The 20887-nt window shown below is 71.8% G+C and carries 20 protein-coding genes; 11 read left to right on the forward strand and 9 right to left on the reverse strand.

From position 1 onward, the window contains the following. Positions 1-4: 4 nt before the first annotated feature. The 6 genes from ACIQPR_RS38800 (at position 5) to ACIQPR_RS38825 (ending at position 6042) form a co-directional block, all read left to right on the forward strand. Positions 5-316: an urease subunit beta gene (locus ACIQPR_RS38800; RefSeq protein WP_403658642.1), complete on the forward strand. Its 312-nt coding sequence runs from the start codon at positions 5-7 to the stop codon at positions 314-316. Beyond that, positions 309-2030, forward strand: coding sequence for an urease subunit alpha (locus ACIQPR_RS38805; protein ID WP_403658645.1), 1722 nt, complete (start codon positions 309-311; stop codon positions 2028-2030). The genes ACIQPR_RS38800 and ACIQPR_RS38805 overlap by 8 nt, the downstream gene beginning before the upstream one ends. After that, positions 2030-2704 carry an urease accessory protein UreF gene (locus tag ACIQPR_RS38810; RefSeq protein WP_403658648.1) on the forward strand — a complete coding sequence of 225 codons (675 nt, stop codon included), beginning with the start codon at positions 2030-2032 and terminating at the stop codon, positions 2702-2704. The genes ACIQPR_RS38805 and ACIQPR_RS38810 overlap by 1 nt, the downstream gene beginning before the upstream one ends. A gap of 160 nt (positions 2705-2864) precedes the next feature. Beyond that, on the forward strand, positions 2865-3542 hold the full coding sequence (gene ureG / locus ACIQPR_RS38815; RefSeq protein ID WP_403658651.1) for an urease accessory protein UreG: 678 nt from the start codon (positions 2865-2867) through the stop codon (positions 3540-3542). Further along, positions 3539-4297, forward strand: coding sequence for an urease accessory protein UreD (locus tag ACIQPR_RS38820; RefSeq protein WP_403658929.1), 759 nt, complete (start codon positions 3539-3541; stop codon positions 4295-4297). The genes ureG and ACIQPR_RS38820 overlap by 4 nt, the downstream gene beginning before the upstream one ends. A 134-nt stretch (positions 4298-4431) precedes the next feature. Continuing rightward, on the forward strand, positions 4432-6042 hold the full coding sequence (locus tag ACIQPR_RS38825; RefSeq protein WP_403658654.1) for an alpha/beta hydrolase: 1611 nt from the start codon (positions 4432-4434) through the stop codon (positions 6040-6042). Positions 6043-6120: 78 nt separating this feature from the next. Here ACIQPR_RS38825 and ACIQPR_RS38830 read toward each other — a convergent pair whose 3' ends face one another. The 4 genes from ACIQPR_RS38830 to ACIQPR_RS38845 form a co-directional block, all read right to left on the reverse strand. Beyond that, a complete protein-coding gene (locus ACIQPR_RS38830; RefSeq protein ID WP_403658656.1) occupies positions 6121-6840 on the reverse strand; it encodes a lysophospholipid acyltransferase family protein in 720 nt (239 codons plus the stop codon). A gap of 204 nt (positions 6841-7044) precedes the next feature. After that, complete coding sequence (locus ACIQPR_RS38835) at positions 7045-8922, reverse strand: phospholipase C (RefSeq protein WP_403658659.1); 1878 nt, start codon at positions 8920-8922, stop codon at positions 7045-7047. A gap of 173 nt (positions 8923-9095) precedes the next feature. Then, on the reverse strand, positions 9096-10316 hold the full coding sequence (gene efeB / locus ACIQPR_RS38840; RefSeq protein ID WP_403658662.1) for an iron uptake transporter deferrochelatase/peroxidase subunit: 1221 nt from the start codon (positions 10314-10316) through the stop codon (positions 9096-9098). Continuing rightward, positions 10313-11551, reverse strand: coding sequence for an EfeM/EfeO family lipoprotein (locus ACIQPR_RS38845; protein WP_403658665.1), 1239 nt, complete (start codon positions 11549-11551; stop codon positions 10313-10315). The genes efeB and ACIQPR_RS38845 overlap by 4 nt, the downstream gene beginning before the upstream one ends. Positions 11552-11793: 242 nt before the next feature. Here ACIQPR_RS38845 and ACIQPR_RS38850 point away from each other — a divergent pair, with 242 nt between their 5' ends. Continuing rightward, on the forward strand, positions 11794-12036 hold the full coding sequence (locus ACIQPR_RS38850; RefSeq protein WP_403658668.1) for a hypothetical protein: 243 nt from the start codon (positions 11794-11796) through the stop codon (positions 12034-12036). Between the two features lie 42 nt (positions 12037-12078). Here the strand turns inward: ACIQPR_RS38850 and rocD are convergent, their stop codons facing one another. From rocD to ACIQPR_RS38865, 3 genes are all read right to left on the reverse strand, one after another. Next, positions 12079-13305: an ornithine--oxo-acid transaminase gene (gene rocD, locus ACIQPR_RS38855; protein ID WP_403658671.1), complete on the reverse strand. Its 1227-nt coding sequence runs from the start codon at positions 13303-13305 to the stop codon at positions 12079-12081. Further along, positions 13302-14114, reverse strand: a complete 813-nt coding sequence (gene ddaH, locus ACIQPR_RS38860) for a dimethylargininase (RefSeq protein WP_403658674.1) — start codon at positions 14112-14114, stop codon at positions 13302-13304. The genes rocD and ddaH overlap by 4 nt, the downstream gene beginning before the upstream one ends. Before the next feature lie 123 nt (positions 14115-14237). Further along, entirely contained in the window at positions 14238-14741 is a 504-nt protein-coding gene (locus ACIQPR_RS38865; RefSeq protein WP_403658677.1) for an Lrp/AsnC family transcriptional regulator, read from the reverse strand. Positions 14742-14818: 77 nt separating this feature from the next. Between ACIQPR_RS38865 and ACIQPR_RS38870 the strand changes: the two genes are divergently transcribed. From ACIQPR_RS38870 to ACIQPR_RS38885, 4 genes are read left to right on the forward strand one after another with little or no spacing between them, the layout of a single operon-like run. After that, a complete protein-coding gene (locus ACIQPR_RS38870; protein ID WP_403658680.1) occupies positions 14819-15568 on the forward strand; it encodes a LytR/AlgR family response regulator transcription factor in 750 nt (249 codons plus the stop codon). Between the two features lie 2 nt (positions 15569-15570). Next, entirely contained in the window at positions 15571-15930 is a 360-nt protein-coding gene (locus tag ACIQPR_RS38875) for a hypothetical protein (RefSeq protein ID WP_403658683.1), read from the forward strand. A 5-nt stretch (positions 15931-15935) separates the two neighbouring features. Further along, positions 15936-17651 carry a cation acetate symporter gene (locus ACIQPR_RS38880; protein ID WP_403658686.1) on the forward strand — a complete coding sequence of 572 codons (1716 nt, stop codon included), beginning with the start codon at positions 15936-15938 and terminating at the stop codon, positions 17649-17651. Continuing rightward, positions 17648-18853, forward strand: a complete 1206-nt coding sequence (locus ACIQPR_RS38885; RefSeq protein ID WP_403658689.1) for a sensor histidine kinase — start codon at positions 17648-17650, stop codon at positions 18851-18853. Before ACIQPR_RS38880 ends, ACIQPR_RS38885 begins: the two co-directional genes overlap by 4 nt. A 6-nt stretch (positions 18854-18859) precedes the next feature. Here ACIQPR_RS38885 and ACIQPR_RS38890 read toward each other — a convergent pair whose 3' ends face one another. Further along, positions 18860-19018, reverse strand: coding sequence for a hypothetical protein (locus tag ACIQPR_RS38890; RefSeq protein WP_019070924.1), 159 nt, complete (start codon positions 19016-19018; stop codon positions 18860-18862). Between the two features lie 13 nt (positions 19019-19031). Next, positions 19032-20870, reverse strand: coding sequence for a protein kinase (locus tag ACIQPR_RS38895; protein WP_403658692.1), 1839 nt, complete (start codon positions 20868-20870; stop codon positions 19032-19034). Between the last annotated feature and the right edge of the window lie 17 nt (positions 20871-20887).

Below are 20887 nucleotides of genomic sequence, written 5' to 3' on the forward strand. Positions count from 1 at the left end.
CTCGATGATTCCCGGCGAGATCCTGTTCGCGGACGACCCGATCGTCTACAACGCGGGCCGCGAGGTCACCGCGATGACCGTCCTCAACGCCGCCGACCGACCCGTCCAGGTCGGCTCCCACTACCACTTCGCCGAGGCCAACCCGGGGCTCGAATTCGACCGCGCCGCCGCGCGCGGCAAGCGGCTCAACGTCGCCGCCGGAACGGCCGTGCGCTTCGAGCCGGGGATCCCCGTCGACGTCGAGCTCGTCCCGCTGGCCGGCGCCCGTGTCGTACCCGGACTGCGCGGGGAGACCGGAGGTGCCCTCGATGCCTGAGATCTCCCGCGCCGCCTACGCCGACCTGTTCGGACCGACCACCGGCGACCGCGTCCGGCTCGCCGACACCGACCTCCTCATCGAGATCGAGGAGGACCGCTCCGGCGGTCCCGGACTCGCCGGTGACGAGGCCGTGTTCGGCGGCGGCAAGGTCATCCGCGAGTCGATGGGCCAGGCCCGTGCCACGCGCGCCGAGGGCACTCCCGACACCGTCGTCACCGGTGCCGTGATCATCGACCACTGGGGCATCGTCAAGGCCGACGTCGGCATCCGCGACGGCCGGATCACCGGCATCGGCAAGGCCGGCAACCCCGACACCATGGACGGCGTCCACCCCGACCTGGTGATCGGCCCCGAGACCGAGATCATCGCCGGCAACGGACGCATCCTCACGGCCGGCGCCGTCGACGCGCACGTCCACTTCATCTGCCCGCAGATCGCCGACGAGGCGCTGTCCGCCGGGGTGACCACGCTGGTCGGCGGCGGCACCGGACCGGCCGAGGGCTCCAAGGCGACCACCGTCACCCCCGGACCCTGGCACCTCGCCCGGATGATGGCCGCGATGGAGCAGTACCCGCTCAACATCGGCTTCCTCGGCAAGGGCAACACCGTCTCGCACGAGGCGATGCTGTCCCAGATCCGAGGGGGAGCACTCGGACTGAAGCTGCACGAGGACTGGGGCTCGACCCCCGCCGTCATCGACGCCTCGCTCACCGTCGCCGACCGCACGGGCGTCCAGGTCGCCATCCACACCGACACGTTGAACGAGGCCGGGTTCGTCGGCGACACCCTCGCCGCCATCGCCGGACGCGGCATCCACGCCTACCACACCGAGGGCGCGGGCGGCGGGCACGCGCCCGACATCATGACCGTGGTCTCCGAGCCGCACGTGCTGCCCAGCTCCACCAACCCGACCCGGCCCTACACCGTCAACACCGCCGAGGAACACCTCGACATGCTGATGGTCTGCCACCACCTCAACCCGGCCGTCCCCGAGGACCTGGCCTTCGCCGAGTCCCGCATCCGCCCCTCCACCATCGGCGCGGAGGACATCCTGCACGACCTCGGCGCCATCTCGATCATCTCCTCCGACGCCCAGGCCATGGGCCGGGTGGGCGAGGTGATCCTGCGGACCTGGCAGACGGCCCACGTGATGAAGCGGCGGCGCGGCGCCCTGCCGGGCGACGGCCGCGCGGACAACCATCGCGTACGGCGCTATGTCGCCAAGTACACGATCAACCCCGCCCTCGCGCAGGGCCTCGCCCGCGAGGTCGGCTCGGTCGAGACCGGCAAGCTCGCCGACCTCGTGCTGTGGGAACCGGCGTTCTTCGGCGTCAAACCGCATCTCGTCATCAAGGGCGGGCAGATCGCCTACGCGCAGATGGGCGACGCGAACGCGTCCATCCCGACTCCGCAGCCGATCCTGCCGCGCCCGATGTTCGGCGCGATCGGACGGGCACCGGCCGCCAACTCCTTCAACTTCGTCGCCCCGTTGGCGATCGAGGACGGGCTGCCCGACCGGCTCGACCTCGGCAAGAAGTTCGTGGCCATCGAGTCCACGCGTGGGGTGACCAAGGCGGACATGCGGGAGAACGACGCCCGGCCGCGGGTACGGGTGGACCCCGACAGCTTCGCCGTGCACATCGACGGCGAGCTGGTGGAGGCCACTCCGGCGGCCGAACTGCCCATGGCCCAGCGGTACTTCCTCTTCTGATGTCCAGGGGAGCATTGCTGGTCCTCGCCGACGGGCGCTTCCCCGCGGGCGGGCACGCGCACTCCGGCGGGGCGGAGGCGGCCGTCAGGGCCGGACGGGTCACCGGGGCGGCGAGCCTCGGGGAGTTCTGCCGGGGGCGGCTGCACACCGCCGGTCTGGTGTCCGCCTCGCTGGCCGCGGCGGCCGTACTCGGTCTCGACCCGGTGGAGTTGGACGCGGCGGCGGACGCGCGGACGCCCTCGCCCGCCCTGCGGGCCGCCGCGCGCAAGCTCGGGCGGCAGTTGACGCGGGCCGCGCGGGCCACCTGGCCCTCCGGTGAACTCGACGCCCTGGCGCGGGAGTTCCCGAAGGGGGCGCATCAGCCGGTGGTACTGGGGCTGGTGGCCCGGGCGGCCGGTCTGGGGGCTGAGGACGCCGCGTACTGCGCGGCCTACGAGAGTGTGAGCGGGCCCGCGTCCGCGACGGTGCGGTTGCTCAGTCTTGATCCGTTCGACGCCACGGCGGTACTGGCGCGGCTGGCGCCGGAGGTGGACCTCGTCGTGGACCGGGCGGTGGAGGCGGGGCGGCGGGCGGTGTCCGGCGGGGTCGGTGAACTGCCGTGCTGCTCGGCGCCGTTGCTGGAGATCGGGGCGGAGGCGCATGCGGCTCGGGCTGTGCGGTTGTTCGCGTCCTGACCGGTGGTGTACGCGCCGTTGCCGGGGGCTCCGCCCCCGGACCCCCGGTCGGCCCTGAAGGGGCCTCGTCCTCAAACGCCGGACGGGCTGAGAGACACAGGCCCGGATGAAAAGGCGCCGGATCCATCAGCACAGTAGACATACGTAAGGAGCCGCTCTCATGCACCTCGACCACACCCACGACGGCCCCGCCGCCGTCGGCGCCGACGCCCGTCGCTCCGACGGCAGCCGGCGGGCCCTGCGGATCGGCCTCGGCGGGCCTGTCGGGTCCGGCAAGACCGCCACCGTCGCCGCGCTCTGCCGGGCCCTGCGCGAGGAGCTCTCCCTCGCCGTCGTCACGAACGACATCTACACCCGCGAGGACGCCGAATTCCTGTTGCGGGAGGCCGTGTTGCCGCCCGAGCGGATCGCCGCCGTGGAGACGGGGGCCTGCCCGCACACCGCGATCAGGGACGACATCTCCGCCAACCTGGAAGCGGTCGAGGATCTGGAGGACGAGGTCGGCCCGCTGGACCTGATCCTGGTCGAGTCCGGTGGGGACAACCTCACCGCCACCTTCTCCAAGGGGCTCGTCGACGCGCAGATCTTCGTCATCGACGTCGCCGGCGGGGACGACATCCCGCGCAAGGGCGGGCCCGGCGTGACCACCGCTGATCTGCTCGTCGTCAACAAGACCGACCTCGCGCCCTATGTGGGCTCCGATCTGGGGCGGATGGCTGCCGACGCCAAGGCTCAGCGGGCCGAACTGCCCGTCGTCCTCCAGTCGTTGCGGACCGAGACCGGGGTCGCCGACGTAGCCGCCTGGGTGCGGGCGCAACTCGCCGCGTGGACCGCGTGATCGCGACCGGCGTCCGGGCCACCGCGAGGATCGTGGCCCGGGCCGACGGGCGTGGTGGCACCGAACTGCCCGTGCTGGAGGGGGACGGGCCGCTCGCGCTGCGCCGGACCCGTGCGTCCGGCTCCGAGGCCCGGGTGATGCTCGTCGGGGCGATGAGCGGGCCGCTCGGCGGGGACCACTTCGCCGTCGAGGCCGAGGTGGAGCGCGGGGCGCGGTTGCGGGTCGGGTCGGCCGCCGCCACCATCGCGCTGCCCGGCCAGACAAAGGGCGAGTCGCGGTACGGCGTGCGGCTCAGCGTCGGCGAGGGGGGTGAACTGGATTGGCTGCCCGAGCAGTTGATCTCCGTGTGCGGAAGCGATCTGCGGGTCACCACCCGGGTCGACCTCGCCGGCTCCGCCCGGCTCGTGCTGCGCGAGGAGCAGGTGCTCGGACGGGTGGGGGAGGAACCCGGGCGGCTCACCAGCCGTCTTACGCTGCGGATCGACGGACGCACCGTGCTGGACCAGGAGTTGGCCTGCGGTCCCGGAGCGCCCGGCGGCTGGGACGGGCCCGCCGTCCTCGCGGGGCAGCGCGCGGTGGGTCAACTCATCCTCGTACGGCCGGAGTTCACCCAGGAGCCGCCTGCGGCGCGGATGCTGGGGGAGTGTGCGACGCTGGCGCCGCTGGCCGGGCCCGCGGTGCTGGTGACGGCGGTCGCGGCGGACGGGCTGCGGTTGCGGCGCGTGCTGGACGAGGCATTGGTCTCGCTCCGGTGAGTATCCGCTGAGCGGTACGCCGGTTTCCGCTTATCGGATTGGTAAAGAAGGTCAACCGCCTCTGTCCTCAGACACCTCACAGCCGGGAGGATCCCCCGAGACCATTTCGCAACTATGTACGGGGAGGGGCCCACTTGAGGTTCATCAGACCGAGGAGCCGCGTCACCGCGTTCGGCTCGGCCGGGTTCGCCGCGGCGGCTCTGATAGCCGGCGCCGTGGTGGCACCCACGGCCACCGCCCAGACCAACCAGACCGCGGGTCACGGGCAGGACCGTGCGGCGGCCCAGGGCGCCGCGCTCGCCGCCGCCCGCGCCGCCAAGGCCGGGATCGACTGGCAGGACTGCCCCGCCGACTGGGGCTTCGCGAAGCCGGTCCAGTGCGGCTGGGTGACCGTGCCGATCGACTACACCAAGCCCAACGGCAAGAAGATCAAGCTCGCCGTCGACCGTGTGGTGAGCACCGGCACCGCGGCGGAGCGCCAGGGCGCGCTCGTCTACAACCCCGGCGGACCCGGCGGCTCCGGCATGCGCTTCCCGCTGCGGATCGTCAACAAGAACCCGCTGTGGGTCAACACGTCCAAGGCGTACGACTTCGTGGGCTTCGACCCGCGCGGTGTCGGCCACTCGGCGCCCATCTCCTGCATCGACCCGCAGGAGTTCGTGAAGGCGCCCAAGGCGGACCCGGTACCGGACTCCACCGCCGACAAGAACGCCCAGCGCAAGCTGGCCCGTGAGTACGCGGACGGCTGCGCCGCGCGCACCGGCCGCACCATGCTCGCGCAGATGACCACGCCGAACACCGCGCGCGACCTCGACGTCATCCGCGCCGCCCTCGGCGAGAAGAAGCTCAACTACCTGGGCGTCTCCTACGGCACCTACCTCGGCGCGGTCTACGGCACCCTGTTCCCGTCGCACGTCCGCCGCATGATCGTCGACAGCGTCGTCAACCCGGCGCGCGACAACATCTGGTACGAGGCCAACCTCGGCCAGGACGTCGCCTTCGAGGGCCGCTGGAAGGACTGGGAGGACTGGGTCGCGAAGAACGACGCGGCCTTCCACCTGGGCACCACGCGCGCCGCCGTACAGGCCAAGTGGCTCCAGCTGCGGGCCACCGCCAAGAAGAGCCCGCTCGGCGGGGTCGTCGGCCCGGCCGAACTGCTCGGCTTCTTCCAGGGCGCCCCGTACTACGACTCCTCGTGGGTGCCGGTCGCCACCGCGTTCAGCAAGTACTTCGCCGGTGACCCCCAGCCGCTGATCGACGCGGCCTCCCCCGACATGTCGGACACCGCGGGCAACATCACCTCGGAGAACGGCAACGCCGTCTACACGGCCGTCGAGTGCACCGACGCCAAGTGGCCGACCAGCTGGGCGAAGTGGGACAAGGACAACACGGAGCTCAACAAGAAGTACCCGTTCCTGACCTGGTCCAACGCCTGGATGAACCTGCCCTGCGCCACCTGGCCGGTCAAGCAGCAGTCCCCGGTCGAGGTACGGACCGGCAAGGGCCTGCCGCCGGTGCTCATCGTGCAGTCGCAGCGTGACGCGGCGACACCGTACGAGGGTGCCGTCGTACTGCACCAGCGCTTCAAGGGCTCCCGCCTGATCACCGAGAAGGACGCGGGCTCCCACGGTGTGACCGGTCTGGTCAACCCGTGCATCAACTCCCGTGTCGACACCTACCTGTTGACCGGGCAGCTGGACAAGTCCGACGTGACGTGCACCCCGCACGCGACGCCGGTGCCGTAACCGGCAGCAGCAGTGGATGACTTGGGGCGGCCGGTTCTGAACCGGCCGCCCCTCGTCATGTCCTGTGCCTGCGGGCCCTCAACTCAGCGGCAGGCGCGGGAACTTGCGTTCCTTCGCGGCAGCCGCCTGTTCCGCCTTGACGACGGCCGCGTACTGGTCGACGTACTCCTGCTCGGAGAGCATCAGGATCGCGTACATGATCTCGTCGGTGACCGCGCGCAGGATGGCCTTCTCGTTCTCCATGCCCTCGTAGCGGGAGAAGTCGAGGGGCTCGCCGAAGCGGATGGTCACCGGGTGGACGTTCGGGATGACCTTGCCGGGCGGCTGCGCCTCGAAGGTGCCGATCATCGCGCAGGGGATGACGGGCACCCGGGCCCGCAGCGCCATGGACGCCACGCCGACCTTGCCCTTGTAGAGGCGGCCGTCGTGCGAGCGGGTGCCCTCCGGGTAGATGCCGAGCAGCTCGCCCTTGCCGAGGACGCCGAGGCCCTCGCGGATCGCGGCCTGGCCCGCCTCCTTGCCGGAGCGGTCGACCGGGATCTGGCCCGCGCTGCGGAAGAAGGTCGCGGTGAGACGGCCCCTGATGCCGGGACCGGTGAAGTACTCGGCCTTGGCCAGGAAGGTGATCCGGCGCTTGAGGACCGCGGGCATCAGGAAGTGGTCCGAGAAGGAGAGATGGTTCCCGGCGACGATCGCCGGGCCCGACTCCGGTATGTGGTCGAGGCCCTCGATACGGGGCCGGAAGACGAGTCTGAGCAAGGGACCCAGAATGACGTATTTCAAGAGGTAGTAGAACAAAGGGGGGTCGCTCCTCACTCCGGCGGGTCGGCTCGACCGATCTGTTCTCGCAGGTCACCCGGCATCTCGTGGCTGCCAGTGTAGAGGCAGCCGCCGCCGCGTGGAACCGCTCGCGATCAGCGCGCCGCCGACACGGCCGAGGGCGGCGAGGAGGAATTCCTCGCCGCCCTCGGGACGGATCAACTGCCCGTGTTCCGCCCGGAGTTACACGGAGGCGGGGCGCGCCCTGCGGCGGCGCAGCGCGAACGCGGTGGTCATGCCCGCGGCGGTGACCAGGCCCGCGCCGATCGCGATGGCCGGGGTGTCGGAGGCGGTGCCGCCCGCGGCGACGTTCTGCGCCTTCAGGTCCTGGATGTACGCCGGGTACGGGGCCGTGGTGGCCGTCGACGACGTCTGCGAGTAGTGCGGGATCCGCCGCACCGACTGCACGGAGCCGTTCGTGTTCAGCAGCACCTGCTTGTCGTTCGGGTGCTTGAAGTCGAACATCCCGGACAGGCTGCCGGCCCGCTGGTCGAAGGACGCGTCACCGATCCGGCCGGTGTGCCAGTTGTCCTCGATGAACCGGGTGATCGACGCCTGCTCGGTGGGCGTGTGGTCGATCGTGTTCACCCTGCTGTACGGCGAGATGACCAGCAGCGGCTGCCGGGTGCCGGGGCCGCAGCGGTCCGCGTAGCCGCCCTTGGCCGCCGGGCCGGACTGGCAGGCCGGGCTGTCGGTGGCCTTGCCGTTGGAGCCGACCGTGGAGTCCTTGGAGCCGTTGAGCACCTTGGAGGTCACGTGGTCGTACCAGCCGTCGGAGTCGTCGTAGGCGATGACGACCGCCGTCGACTTCCACTCGGGCGACTTCTGGATCGCGTTGATCTCCTTGATCAGGAAGTTCTGCTCGTCGGCCGGGTCCGAGTAGCCGGCGTGCCCGTCCTGGTACTCGGCCGCCTTCAGGAAGCTCACGGCGGGCAGGCTGTCGGCCTTCAGCGCCGCGTCGAAGTCCGTCAGGTCGTAGTTGTGGTTCGCCCGGCCGTTGTGGCCGATCTCGGCGACCGACTTCGGGGCCAGGTGGTGCGGGTTGGACGTCGACCTGTAGTACTCGAACGGCGAGTGGTGCGGGCTGTAGTCCTCGGAGGCCGCGCCGCCGACATTGGTGTGGGTGGTGCCGCCGCACTTGGCGTAGTCGCCGCTCTTGCCGTCCCACGCGGTGCTCGGCCGGAAGCCGCCCTGGAACCAACCCCAGCTGACGCCCTTGGAGTTGAGCAGGTCACCGATGTTCTTGCCCTGCATCACCGCGAGCGCGCTGGTCGCGGTGTGGTCCTTGTCCGAGCAGTCGTCGAAGGCCGGGTCGGGGTCGTTGATGACTGTGCCGACCCCCTTGGCGTTCGGGGAGACCACGGCGTACGAGTCCGGGGTCGTCGTCTGCTTCGGGTTCTCGGTGCCGGAGGCCGGGTCGACGGATATGACCCCGTGCGTCTGACCGGAGATCAGGTTCAGCGCGCCGGGCGTGGAGGGACCGAAGGTCGAGCTGAAGGAGTGGTCGTTCAGCGCGAACTGCTGGGCGTAGTTCCACATGCCCGTGACGGTGTTGCCGTCGTAGTAGTCCATCACCAGGCCGGGTTCACCGAACAGGCCGGTGCACTTGTTGACCTCGGTGTTCTCGACGTACTTGTCGGCCTTGCCGCCGTCGGCCGCGTACTGCTCGGGGCCGTAGGAGTGGTTCTGGTCGCAGGTCATCACCTGCGAACTGCTCAGCCGGGTGGGCGTGTAGAGGTTCGGGTTCTTCTTCAGCAGCCCGGCGTTGAGCAGGTTGTCGGCCTTCGGCGTGTGCGCGGCGGCCTTGAACTTCGTGCCGTCGGTGTTGGCGGCCTGCGGGTAGGTGGCGAAGTAGTGGTCGAAGGAGATGTTCTCGTCGTAGAGCACCACCACATGCTTGATCGGGGTGGCCGTACGGCCGCTGCCGGAGGGCTGGTGGCCGCCGGAGTTCGCCGCCGCCGGGACGACCCCGCCCGCCGTGGCCAGCGCCGCCGCGCCGAGCAGGGCGCCCAGACGGGTCAACCCGCGCCGCGCGCCTGGGATTCTTCCTGTGCCGATCATGCTGTCTCGCCTTCCGGGAGCACTCTTCTCACTGCCACGCCACCCATGACCGTGACGCCTACGGCCGTAGCCTCGGCAAGCGTGACGGCGGGGCGGGAGAGCGGCAATGACGCGGGAGCGAACGCCCGGTCAGGAATTTCTCATGGTCTGTTGGCCTGTTCTTGACCGTGCTCTCAGGTCAGCAGGGTCCGCCCCAGCCAGTCGGCGGTGTCACGCACCCCGGGCAGCGCGAAGAAGTAGCCGCCGCCGTACGGCGAGACGTAGTCGACCAGCGGCTCACCGGCCAGGCGCTTCTGCACGGTCTCGAACTGCCGGGCCAGGTCCTGCTGGTAGCAGCAGAACAGCAGGCCCATGTCGAGGTTGCCGTTGCTGTCCGTGCCCCGGTCGTAGTTGTAGCCGCGCCGCAGGATGCGCTGGTCGGCGCTCTGTGTGGTGCGCGGGTTGGCGAGCCGGATGTGGCTGTCGAGCGGGATCACATCGCCCTGCGGGTCCTGCGCGAAGTTCGGCGTGTCCTTCTCGTGCCGGCCGTCCAGCGGAGCGCCGGTGTCGCGGGCGCGGCCGAACATCCGCTCCTGCTCGGTGATCGAGACCCGGTCCCAGAACTCCACCAACATCCTTATCAGGCGTACGACTTGATAGCTGCCGCCGGTCGTCCACGCCGGTTCGCCGTGGCCCGCCCCCACCCACACGAGGTCGTTCATGGCGCGGGCGTCGCTCACCTCCGGGTTGGCGATGCCGTCCTTGAAGCCGAGGTGGTTGCGCGGGGTGCCCGAGGGGCGCGGCGGGCTGATGAACCCGTCCGTCCGCCAACGCACCTGGAGACCGCCCCGGGTGTGCCGGGTGACATCGCGCAGGGCGTGCAGCACCGTGTCGGAGGTGTCGGCGCAGAACTGCACGCTCAGATCGCCGTGGCACCACGCGGCGTCGAGGTCGTCGTCGGGGAAGGCGGGCATCGTGGTCAGCCGGCGCGGGGCGAGCTTCGCGAGGCCGTAGCGCTCGTCGAAGAGCGAGGCGCCGACCCCGACCGTGACGCTCAGCCGGTCGGCCGGGAGGTCCGGGCCCAGCGTGCCGGAGTCGGCCGGAGGCGCGGTGATGCCCAGGTCCGCCGGACTGCCGCCGGCGGTCAGGAAACGCGCCCGGTCGGTCAACGTCCGCAGCACAGAGATGAGTTCCGCCCGGTTCTCGGCGGTCGTGTCGAAGGAGACGAACGCCGTGGCGCGCTGCGCCGGGGTGATGATCCCGGCCTGGTGGAGGCCGTGGAAGGGTATGCGGCTGCTGGTCTGCGGTGTCGCGGCCGAGGCCGTGCCCTTGTCGGCGGCCACCAAACCGGCACCGGCCACGGCCGCCGCGCTCGCCAGGAAGCCCCGGCGGCCCACGTCGTTCACGCGCTTCACGCGGTCCTCCGTACGTCGGTGAGGGCGGCGACGTCGGCCAGCCGCTCGACCAGTCCGCCGAGGTCCGCGTCGACCTTCTCCCGCTGGGGACGGGTGAGTTGACCGAGCGGCGTCCACTTCCCGGAGTGGTCGAAGCCGTCCAGGGTGTGCTGCGCCCGGTCCATCCAGACACCGAGTCCGGCATAGCCCGCGTCCCGGGTCTTCAGCAGCGGGGCCAGGTAGCCGAGCAGCACCCGGGTGCCGTCGAGGTTGGCGCGGGCGGTCGCCAGGTTGGTACCGCTGCCGTAGTCGGTGCGGCCGGTCAGCTCGAACTGCACGGTGTTCTCCAGGATTTCGTGCGCGCGCAGCCCCGTGTCGGCCGGATCGATCCGCCGGCCGGGCCAGTCGCTCTCCAACGCGTGGACGTCCTTGGCGAGTCGATCGGCCGGTCCGCGCAACTCGCCCGCCGACTGGCCGTGCCACAGCCCGTACTCGACCCGGTGGAACCCGGTGAACCCGGCGTCGCGCACCCCGTCCGCGAGCCCCGCCGTGGTGCCGTTGATCGCCCCGTCCGAGTCGCCGAACGTGCCGTAGGCGGCGCCCATCCGCTCGTAGACGAGATGCGCGGGCAGCCAGGCCCGGCGTGCCGCCGCGAGATCGCCCCGGTCGACGGCGGCCTTCAACACATCGGTCTTCCGGGCCAGTTCGACGGTCCGGCCCTGGATCCACTTCTGGTAGGCGAGCGTCGGCGGGATCAGCTCCTGCTGGGTGATCGGCACGGCGGCCGGTCCGCTCCGCACCTTCGAGCCGGTGATCCGCACGGTGGGCCCGGTCACGGCGTCGGCGTCGTCGGGCAGGCACTTGAAGGCGTACGAGCCGTTCCCCAGGGTCACCCCGAGCGGCCGGACCGTGCCCGGCGCCAGCCCCTCGACCTCGCCGTAGACCGCGCCGGTCCGCGCGTCGGTCAGATAGACCTCGGCCGCCGTGCTCGACGTGTTGTGCAGCTCGAAGATCTGATGTCCCGCGCGCGGACGCGTCCAGCCGCTGCCGCAGCCGGAGCTCGCGACCTCGACGGTGGTGCGCGGCAGCCCGACACCCCCGGCGGCTTTCCCGCCCGCGCCGGATCCCCGGGCGGCCAGCACCCCGCCCACCACGGCCGCCACGGCGACCAGGGCACCGGCCGCGAGCAGCACGCTGCGGCGACGGGCGGCGGCACCCGGCGAGGACGCGGTCGGACCGGGCTCGGTCTCGGGCACGCCGGGCCTCCAGGGGGAGTCGTACGAAAAGGTGGCGGTGCCGGTGATCCTACGAGTGCTCCGGGGCCGCCACCTCGTCACTTGACCGTGTTCTGACCGGCGGGCGGGCGAGAATTCGCCCGGGGTTCACCCGGGGGCCCGGGAACAACCCGGGCCCGCCCGGCGCTGCTCCTGATACCTCGCCGGGTACGCAGAGAAGGGTTGTGGACGAGATGATGCGGTCAGGGCAGGAGCCGGTCCCCATGTCGGGGGAGGCGCCGTTGGTGACCACGTGCGGGCGGCAGGTCGCGGTGAAGCGGCTGCTGCTGGCGATCCCGGAGCGGCCGATCAGCCGGGTCACCCTGGACGTGGGCCCGGTCGTGCGCGGCGAGCCCGGACTCTGGGCCTCCCTGACCGCGGACGAGGCGCGCGACCTGGCACGCCGACTGCTGGCCCAGGCAGCGCTGGCCGACACCGTCGCCGTCGCTCCCGCCGTCGAGCGGTAGCCGGGACCGGCGCCCGAGCGCCGGTCCCGACCACGCTGTGCCTCAGGCTCCTCGCGTCAGCACCCGCTCCAACGCGCCCACCGCGGAGCGGAGTTCGTCCGCCGTGATGGTGAGCGGCGGGGCCAGCCGGATCGTGGAGCCGTGGGTGTCCTTCGCCAGCACGCCTTCCCGCATGAGGCGTTCGCTGATCTCGCGGCCGGTGCCGATGGCCGGGTCGACATCGACGCCCGCCCAGAGGCCCCGGGCGCGGAAGCCGACGACGCCCTTGCCGACCAGCTCGGTCAGACCGTCCCGCAGGACGACACCCAACTCGGCCGCCCTGCGCTGGAATTCACCGGTCTCAAGGAGTTCGACGACCGCCGTGCCGACCGCCGCGGCGAGCGGGTTGCCGCCGAACGTCGACCCGTGCTCGCCCGGGTGCAGCACGCCCAGCACCTCGCGCCGCGCGACCACCGCCGACACCGGCACGATGCCGCCGCCGAGCGCCTTGCCGAGCAGCAGCACGTCCGGGACGACCCCCTCGTGCTCGACGGCGAGCGTACGGCCGGTGCGGCCCAGGCCCGACTGGATCTCGTCCGCGATGAACAAGCAGCCCTTGCGGGTGGTGAGTTCGCGGACCCCGGCCAGATAGCCCGGGTCCGGGATGATCACCCCGGCCTCGCCCTGGATCGGCTCGATCAGCACCGCCGCCGTCGTCTCGTCGACCGCCGCCTCCAGCGCCGCGAGGTCGTTGTACGGCACGATCCGGAAGCCTGGCGTGAAGGGACCGAAGCCCGCCCGCGCCGTCTCGTCGGTGGAGAAGCTGACGATCGTCGTCGTACGGCCGTGGAAGTTCTCCGCCGCGACGACGATCGTGGCCCGGTCGGCGGGGACGCCCTTGACGTCGTAGGCCCATTTGCGGGCCACCTTGATGCCGCTCTCGACCGCCTCCGCGCCCGTGTTCATCGGGAGCACCATGTCGAGGCCGGTCAACTCCGCGAGCCGTTCGGCGAATTCGGCCAGCCTGTCGTTGTGGAAGGCGCGCGAGGTCAGCGTCAGTCGGTCGAGCTGGCGGTGCGCGGCCTCGATCAGCGCGGGGTGGCGGTGGCCGAAGTTGAGGGCCGAGTAGCCCGCGAGCATGTCGAGGTAGCGGCGGCCCTCGACGTCCTGCACCCAGGCGCCCTCGGCGTCGGCGACGACCACGGGCAGCGGGTGGTAGTTGTGCGCGAGGACCGGCTCCTCGGCGCGGATGAGGTCGGCGGAGGTACGGGCCCCGGCGGGTGCGGTCATGAGCGGATCTCCTGGGTGCAGCACTTGATGCCGCCGCCGGCCTTGTGGAACTCCGACAGGTCGACGGGGACGGGGACGTAGCCGTGTTCGGCCAGGCGCGCGGCCAGTGCCTCGGCCTGGGGCGCGATGAAGACGTGCAGACCGTCCGAGACGGAGTTGAGGCCCCACGACATCGCGTCCTCGCGGGTCGCGAGCACCGCGTCCGGGAACAGCCGGGCCAGCACCTCGCGGCTGCCCGGGGAGAACGCCTCCGGGTAGTAGCAGACGTTGTCCTCGTCGAGGACGAACAGCGCCGTGTCGAGGTGGTAGAAGTACGGGTCCACCAGCGTCAGGCTGATCACCGGGACACCGAAGAACTCCTGCACCTCGTGATGGGCCTCGCGGGTGGTGCGGAACCCGGTGCCGGCCAGCACATAGCGGCCGGTGGGGATCAGATCGCCCTCGCCCTCGCTCACCGACTCGGGGCGGTGGACGTCGTAGCCGGCCGCCTTGAACCACATGTCGTAGTGGTCGGACTCGGGGCGCCGCTCGGGCGCGTGGAAGAGCGAGCCGAAGACACGGCCGTCGACGACGACCGCCGAGTTCGCCGCGAAGACCATGTCCGGGAGACCGGGCGCCGGGGGCACGGTCTCCACGCTGTGGCCGTGCTCGCGGTAGGTGTCGATCAGCGTCCGCCACTGCTCCTGGGCGAGATCGACGTCCACCTGGGCATCGGGATGCATCCAGGGGTTGATCGCGTACTGCACGGCGAAGTGTCTGGGTTCGCAGACGAGAAAGCGCCGCCGGCGCCGCACACGGGTGTCGGGCACAGAGGGGTCCCTCCGCTTCCTGTGGTGTCGACTGGGGTTGACACCACGGTAGAAAGAGACCAATACGTGCGACAAGCGATGAAGGCTGCGTGTCCGCGCAGGAATGCTGCGTCTTTCCCGGTGTCAGCGCAGGTCTGATGCGTGGCCCGGCGCGGGGTGGGTGGCGCCCGCTTCCGGGCTTTCCGGGAGGAGGTGGGACAGCACCATCACACTGATCGTCTTCCGGATGAACGGCTCCTGCCGGATCCGCTCCAGCACCTCCTCGAAATGATCCACATCGGTGGCCCGCACATGCAGCAGCGCGTCCGCGCCGCCCGTCACCGTCATCGCCGCGGTGATCTCCGGATGGTTGCGCACCACCTCCGCGAGCCGCCTGGGGGGCGCGGCCCCCTCGCAGTACACCTCCACGTACGCCTCCGTGCGCCAGCCCAGCGCGGACGGCCGCACGGTCGCCGTGAACCCGGTGATCACATCCGTCTCCCGCAGCCGGTCCACCCGCCGCTTCACGGCCGTCGCGGACAGCCCGATCGCCGCGCCGATCTCGGCGAAGCTGGTCCGCGCGTTCGCCATCAGCGCGTTGATGATCTTCCGGTCCAGCTCGTCGAACGGAGTGGTCCTGCTGTTCATGTGGGCACTGTATCCAGCGCGGACGTCCACGCCCGGCACATGTCCAGGCGTCCGGATTCCTCCTACACTCCACGTTCATGCTGCGCGCCCTCGCCGTCGACGACGAACGCCCCTCGCTGGAGGAGCTGCTCTATCTGCTGAACGCCGATCCACGCATCGGCAGCGCGGAGGGCGCGGGCGACGCGACCGAGGCGCTGCGCCGCATCAACCGCGCCCTGGAGTCCGGCCCGGCCGGACCCGAGGCCATCGACGTCGTGTTCCTCGACATCCAGATGCCCGGCCTCGACGGGCTCGACCTGGCCCGGCTGCTGACGGGATTCGCGCAGCCGCCGCTCGTCGTCTTCGTCACCGCGCACGAGGACTTCGCCGTCCAGGCCTTCGACCTCAAGGCGGTCGACTACGTGCTGAAGCCCGTCCGCAAGGAACGGCTCGCGGAGGCCGTGCGCCGGGCCGCCGAACTCGGCGGCGCCGCACCGCGGATACCCGTGCACGAACCCGACCCCGACCACATAGCCGTCGAACTCGGCGGTGTCACCCGCTTCGTGGCCGTCGACGACATCACCCACGTCGAGGCCCAGGGCGACTACGCCCGCCTGCACACCGACCGGGGCAGCCACCTCGTCCGCATCCCGGTCTCCACCCTGGAGGACCGCTGGCGCTCGCGCGGCTTCGTCCGCATCCACCGCCGCTACCTCGTCGCCCTGCGCCACATCGGCGAACTCCGCCTGGACGCCGGGACGGTGAGCGTCCTGGTCGGCGGCGAGGAACTCCAGGTCAGCCGCCGCCACACCCGCGAACTGCGGGACCTGCTGATGCGGAGGTCCTGACGGTGCCTCAGGAACCCACCGAACGAAGGGTCGTTGTCACCGGCCCGCCGCGCCGCACGAGGCGCGCCTCCGGCTACTCCCGCCCCCGCACCGAGATCGACGAACAGACCACCCTCGGCCACACCTACGTCCGCTCCCTCATGCGCACCCAACTCCGCGCCGCCCTCACGGTGTTCGCGGTCCTGGGCCTGCTGGTCGGCCCACTGCCCCTGGTCTTCGCGGCCACCCCGCACGCCCGCCGCCTCGAATGGCTGATCCTCGGCTTCTGCCTCTACGCCCCGCTCGTCCTGCTCGCCCTGTGGTACGTGCGCCGCGCCGAACGCAACGAACGCGACTTCGTACGCCTCGTAGAGGACCGCTGAGGCGCGTGAACTCCAGCTACGCCGTACCGGCGGTCGCCCTCGTCGTCGTCGCGACCGTCCTCGTCGGCGCCTTCGGCCTGCGCATCTCCCGCACCACCTCCGACTTCTACGTCGCCTCCCGCACCGTCGGCCCCCGCCTCAACGCCGCCGCCATCAGCGGCGAATACCTCTCCGCCGCCTCCTTCCTCGGCATCGCGGGCCTGGTCCTGGTCCAGGGCCCCGACATGCTCTGGTACCCGGTCGGCTACACCGCCGGCTACCTGGTCCTGCTGCTGTTCGTCGCCGCCCCGCTGCGCCGCTCCGGCGCCTACACCCTCCCCGACTTCGCCGAGGCCCGGCTCGCCTCGCACGGTGTGCGACGGCTCGCGGGCGCCTTCGTCGTCGGGGTCGGCTGGCTCTACCTGCTGCCCCAACTCCAGGGCGCGGGACTCACGTTGACGGTCCTCACCGGCGCCCCCGACTCGCTGGGCGGACTCATCGTCGCCGTGGTGGTCGTCGCCACCGTCGCCGCGGGCGGCATGCGCAGCATCACCTTCGTGCAGGCCTTCCAGTACTGGCTGAAGCTCACCGCGCTGCTCGTGCCCGCGCTCTTCCTGGTGCTCGCCTGGCAGAGCGACGGAGCGCCCCGGCACGCCTTCGAGGAACCGGCCACCTTCCGCGAACAGCGCGTCGTCCGCATCGACGACACCCTCGACCTGAAGCTCGACCGCCCCCTCACCGTCACGGTCACCGGCACGGTCGACGGCCACCGGCACCGCGCCGAGCGGCTCCGACTCCCCGCCGGCACCCACCACATCACGGGCGGTACCCGTCTGACCTTCGCCAAGGGCGCCACCGTCCCCGTCGCCGACCGGGGCACCAACGGCGGCATGTCGACCTCGCTCGCGGCCGGCCGCGAGGAACGCCCGCTGTACGCGACGTACGGCCTCATCCTCGCCACCTTCCTCGGCACGATGGGCCTGCCGCATGTCGTCGTCCGCTTCTACACCAGCCCGCACGGCGTCGCCGCCCGCCGCACCACGGTCGCCGTCCTCGGCCTGATCGGCTCCTTCTACCTCCTCCCGCCCGTCTACGGCGCCCTCGGCCGCCTCTACACCCCCGAACTCACCCTCACCGGCGACGCCGACGCGGCCGTCCTCCTGCTGCCCGACCGGATGATCGGCGGGGTGGGCGGCGATCTGCTCGGTGCGCTGGTGGCGGGCGGCGCCTTCGCCGCGTTCCTGTCCACCGCGTCGGGACTGACGATGGCCGTCGCCGGGGTCATCACCCAGGACGTCCTCCCGGCGCGCGGAGTACGGCACTTCAGGCTCGGCACGGTCCTCGCGATGGTCGTCCCGCTGGCGGCGAGCGTCCTGGTCGGCGGACTGCCCGTCGCCGACGCCGTGGGACTCGCGTTCGCCGTGTCGGCCTCCTCGTTCTGCCCGTTGCTGGTCCTCGGCATCTGGTGGACCCGGCTCACCCCGCCCGGCGCGGCGGCCGGAATGCTGGTCGGCGGCGGCTCGGCGTTCGTCGCCGTGGCCGCGACCATGGCGGGCTTCCCCGGCACCGGCCCCCTGCACGCGCTGCTCGCCTGGCCCGCCCTCTGGTCGGTCCCGCTGGGTTTCCTCACCATGGTCCTGGTGTCCCTCGCCACCCCGGGCCGGGTGCCCACCGGCACGGCGGCGATCCTGGCCCGCTTCCATCTGCCGGAGGAACTGCTACGGGCGGAGGTCAAGGCATGAGCGGATTCCTGGCCGGCCTCTGTGTCGCCGTCCTCCCGCTGCTCGCCGCCGGATTCTGGCTCGGACGGCGCACCGCGCGCCCCGAGAGCCTCGGCGGACTCGGCACCCCCGTCGAGCACGCCACCTTCCAGACCCTGCACACCGCCTCCCTCGCCGCGCCCCCACTGCGGGCCGGGCTGACCGGGGAGACGGCCCGCCGCTCGGCCCGCAGACTGCGCACGCTGCTGGGCACCGACGCGCTCTGTCTGACCGACCAGAAACAGGTCCTCGCCTGGGACGGCGTCGGCCACCACCACCGGGCCGAGATCATGGAACGGCTCGCGGGTCCGCTGGAGACCGGCCGGGGCGAGGCGTTCCGGCTCGACTGCGCCGCTCCCGAGTGCCCGTTGCGGTGGGCGGTGGTCGCCCCGCTCACCGTCGACGACCGCGTCCACGGCGCGCTGGTCGCCTGCGCGCCGCGCGAGTCCGCCGTCCTCGTCCGGGCCGCCGGGGAGGTCGCCCGCTGGGTCTCCGTCCAACTGGAGTTGGCGGACCTCGACCAGTCCCGCACCCGGCTGATCGAGGCCGAGATCAAGGCACTTCGGGCCCAGATCTCCCCGCACTTCATCTTCAACTCGCTCGCGGTGATCGCCTCGTTCGTCCGCACCGACCCCGAGCGCGCCCGCGAACTGCTCCTGGAATTCGCCGACTTCACCCGCTACTCGTTCCGCAGGCACGGCGACTTCACCACCCTGGCCGACGAACTCCACGCCATCGACCACTACTTGGCGCTCGTCCGGGCCCGCTTCGGCGAACGGCTCTCCGTCACACTCCAGATCGCCCCCGAAGTGCTCCCGGTCGCGCTGCCGTTCCTGTGCCTGCAACCGCTCGTCGAGAACGCCGTGAAGCACGGCCTCGAAGGCAAGGCCGACCGCAGCCGCATCAGCATCACCGCGCAGGACGCCGGCGCCGAGGCACTCGTCGTCATCGAGGACGACGGCACCGGCATGGACCCCGACCTGCTGCGCCGCATCCTCGCGGGCGAGGTCAGCCCCTCGGGCGGCATCGGCCTGTCCAACGTCGACGAGCGGCTCCGCCAGGTCTACGGCGACGACTACGGCCTCGTCATCGAGACCGCCGTGGGAGCGGGCATGAAGATCACCGCCCGGCTGCCGAAGTACCAGCCGGGCGTGCACTCGGCCGGCGGGCGGAGCACCGGGTGACGCGCCTCAGGTGCTGCGCGTGGCCACCATGCCCAGCGTGATCAGCCCCAGCACGACCCAGCCGAACCACAGCCAGCCGTTGCTGCCGAGCGCCACCGTGTAGGCCGTCACCACCACCAGTCCGCCGACGGTGATCACCCCCATGGTCTTCGTGGAACCGGGCATCGCGACACCCTCCTCATGGCTTGTCCCCCTCCATGGTGCCCCCGTTCTGCCTCCGAACGGCGCACACGACGAAATGCGTGCCCGACTTCCACGGTCCCTCACTGGTCCAGGAGGCCGCCTCGTAGACCGCCGGATCGAAGCCGTGGTCGGCCGGCGGCACGTCCCGCGCGCACGCCGCGTCCGACCGCGTGCGCGCCTGGGCCAGCGTGACGTCCGCGCCCAACCGGGTGAACCCGAGCACTTCCTGATCGTGTCCGCCCGCGCAGGAGACCAGGCTCGCGGCCCGGTTCGAGGGCACGTCCAGACAGTCCCCCTTCTGCATGGTGGAGACGTCCGCGAACGCCGAACCGAGAGCGCGATGACCGCCGAGCGGCCCGTAGACCGGCCCGTGCGCGCCCAGCACCAGACAGGCGGTGCGGTGCCCCGCCGCCTCGAACCCCGCGTCGGTCGGTACGACGGCGTAGCCCCGCACGTCCGCGAGCCGCTCCCGGACCTCCCGCGTCCGCCGCGCGCACAGTTGCGCGCCGGACTTCCGCGCCTGGGCCGCGGACGCCGTGGACACGAACGCCAGCACCTGCCCGTCCGGCACCGCCTTCCGGCAGCCTGCGTCCACGGTGAGCCTCGGCGTGCCTTGGAAGAGGCGCCCGCCCGGCCAGTCGGCGGTGACGCAGTCGCCGTCCTTGAGCGGCGCGGAGAGCCCGACGGCGGTGCCGTACGGCGGGCCGCTCCCGCCGGTGTCCTTGGCGGGCGGCTGATGGGCCATCGCGTACCAGACACCGCCCAGGGCGAGCGCGAGCCCGAGCAGCCCCGCCAGCACGGACTGGAGCAGCCGGGGGCGGACCCGCCGCCGTCGGCCGGCCGCCGGGACCCGCCCGTACGGCGACGAGCCCGGCGTCGGCACCGGCACGGCCACGGGCCCGCCCTCCCAGGGCGACGGCGACCCCAGGTCCGTCTGCGTCCGGGTGTAGGCCTGCGCCCCGGCCTGCGGCGTCACGACCCGCGACAGCGCCGCCTCCGTCTCCGCCGCCGCGATCCGTCGTAGCGGATCCTTCTCCAGCAGGGCGTGGAGCACCGGTGCCAGGGCGCCCGCGCGGGCCGGTGGCAGCGGGTCCTCCATGACGACGGCGGTGATCTCCGCGAGCGGCGACTCGCGGGCGAAGGGGCCGTGGCCCTCGACGGCGTGGTAGAGCGTGCAGCCCAGCGAGAACAGGTCGGCGGCGGCGGTCGGCGGCCCGCCCGTGGCACGCTCCGGCGCCAGATAGCCCGCCGTGCCGACCAGCACGGACGTCAGCGTGTACCGCGTCTCGCTGGCGTCCGGCTGCACCGAGATGCCGTAGTCGGTGAGCAGGACCCGGGCGTACGGCGCACCGGTGCGGTCCGGCGCGAGCAGGATGTTCGCCGGTTTCACGTCCCGGTGCATGACGCCCCGTTCGTGCCCGGCGGTCAGCGCGTCGAGCACGGCGAGTCCGACCCGGGCGCACTCCGCCGGGGCGAGCGGGCCCTGCCGGCCGACCAGGTCGCGCAGGTCGACGGCGTCGGCCACGTACTCCATGACGATCCACGGCAGTCCGTCGTGCTCCAGCACGTCATGGACGGTCACCACATGCGGGTGGCCGCGCAGCCCCGCCGCGTGCCGGGCCTCCGCGCGGGCGCGCGCGACCCGGGCCTCGCGCTCGGCACCGGCGACGGCCGGATCGCTGAACACGATCTCCTTGAGCGCGACTTCACAGGCGAGCCGCTGGTCGTGCGCCAGCCACACATGTCCCATACCGCCGCTGCCCAGCCGGTTCAGCAGCAGATAGCGGCCGGCGATGACCCGGCCCACGCCCGATGTCGGCGATCCCTGTGGCATCCGGAGCCCCCCCTCCC

The organism is Streptomyces sp. NPDC091280, assembly GCF_044768565.1.
In the GTDB taxonomy this organism is placed as follows: domain Bacteria; phylum Actinomycetota; class Actinomycetes; order Streptomycetales; family Streptomycetaceae; genus Streptomyces.

What these genes read in the sequence shown, in the direction of transcription:
- ACIQPR_RS38800 (WP_403658642.1), top strand. Translation starts at nt 5, where the DNA reads ATGATTCCCGGCGAGATCCTGTTCGCGGACGACCCGATCGTCTACAAC.
- ACIQPR_RS38805 (WP_403658645.1), top strand. Translation starts at nt 309, where the DNA reads ATGCCTGAGATCTCCCGCGCCGCCTACGCCGACCTGTTCGGACCGACC.
- ACIQPR_RS38810 (WP_403658648.1), top strand. Translation starts at nt 2,030, where the DNA reads ATGTCCAGGGGAGCATTGCTGGTCCTCGCCGACGGGCGCTTCCCCGCG.
- ureG (WP_403658651.1), top strand. Translation starts at nt 2,865, where the DNA reads ATGCACCTCGACCACACCCACGACGGCCCCGCCGCCGTCGGCGCCGAC.
- ACIQPR_RS38835 (WP_403658659.1), bottom strand. Translation starts at nt 8,922, where the DNA reads ATGATCGGCACAGGAAGAATCCCAGGCGCGCGGCGCGGGTTGACCCGT.
- ACIQPR_RS38850 (WP_403658668.1), top strand. Translation starts at nt 11,794, where the DNA reads ATGTCGGGGGAGGCGCCGTTGGTGACCACGTGCGGGCGGCAGGTCGCG.
- rocD (WP_403658671.1), bottom strand. Translation starts at nt 13,305, where the DNA reads ATGACCGCACCCGCCGGGGCCCGTACCTCCGCCGACCTCATCCGCGCC.
- ACIQPR_RS38865 (WP_403658677.1), bottom strand. Translation starts at nt 14,741, where the DNA reads ATGAACAGCAGGACCACTCCGTTCGACGAGCTGGACCGGAAGATCATC.
- ACIQPR_RS38870 (WP_403658680.1), top strand. Translation starts at nt 14,819, where the DNA reads ATGCTGCGCGCCCTCGCCGTCGACGACGAACGCCCCTCGCTGGAGGAG.
- ACIQPR_RS38885 (WP_403658689.1), top strand. Translation starts at nt 17,648, where the DNA reads ATGAGCGGATTCCTGGCCGGCCTCTGTGTCGCCGTCCTCCCGCTGCTC.
- ACIQPR_RS38890 (WP_019070924.1), bottom strand. Translation starts at nt 19,018, where the DNA reads ATGCCCGGTTCCACGAAGACCATGGGGGTGATCACCGTCGGCGGACTG.
- ACIQPR_RS38895 (WP_403658692.1), bottom strand. Translation starts at nt 20,870, where the DNA reads ATGCCACAGGGATCGCCGACATCGGGCGTGGGCCGGGTCATCGCCGGC.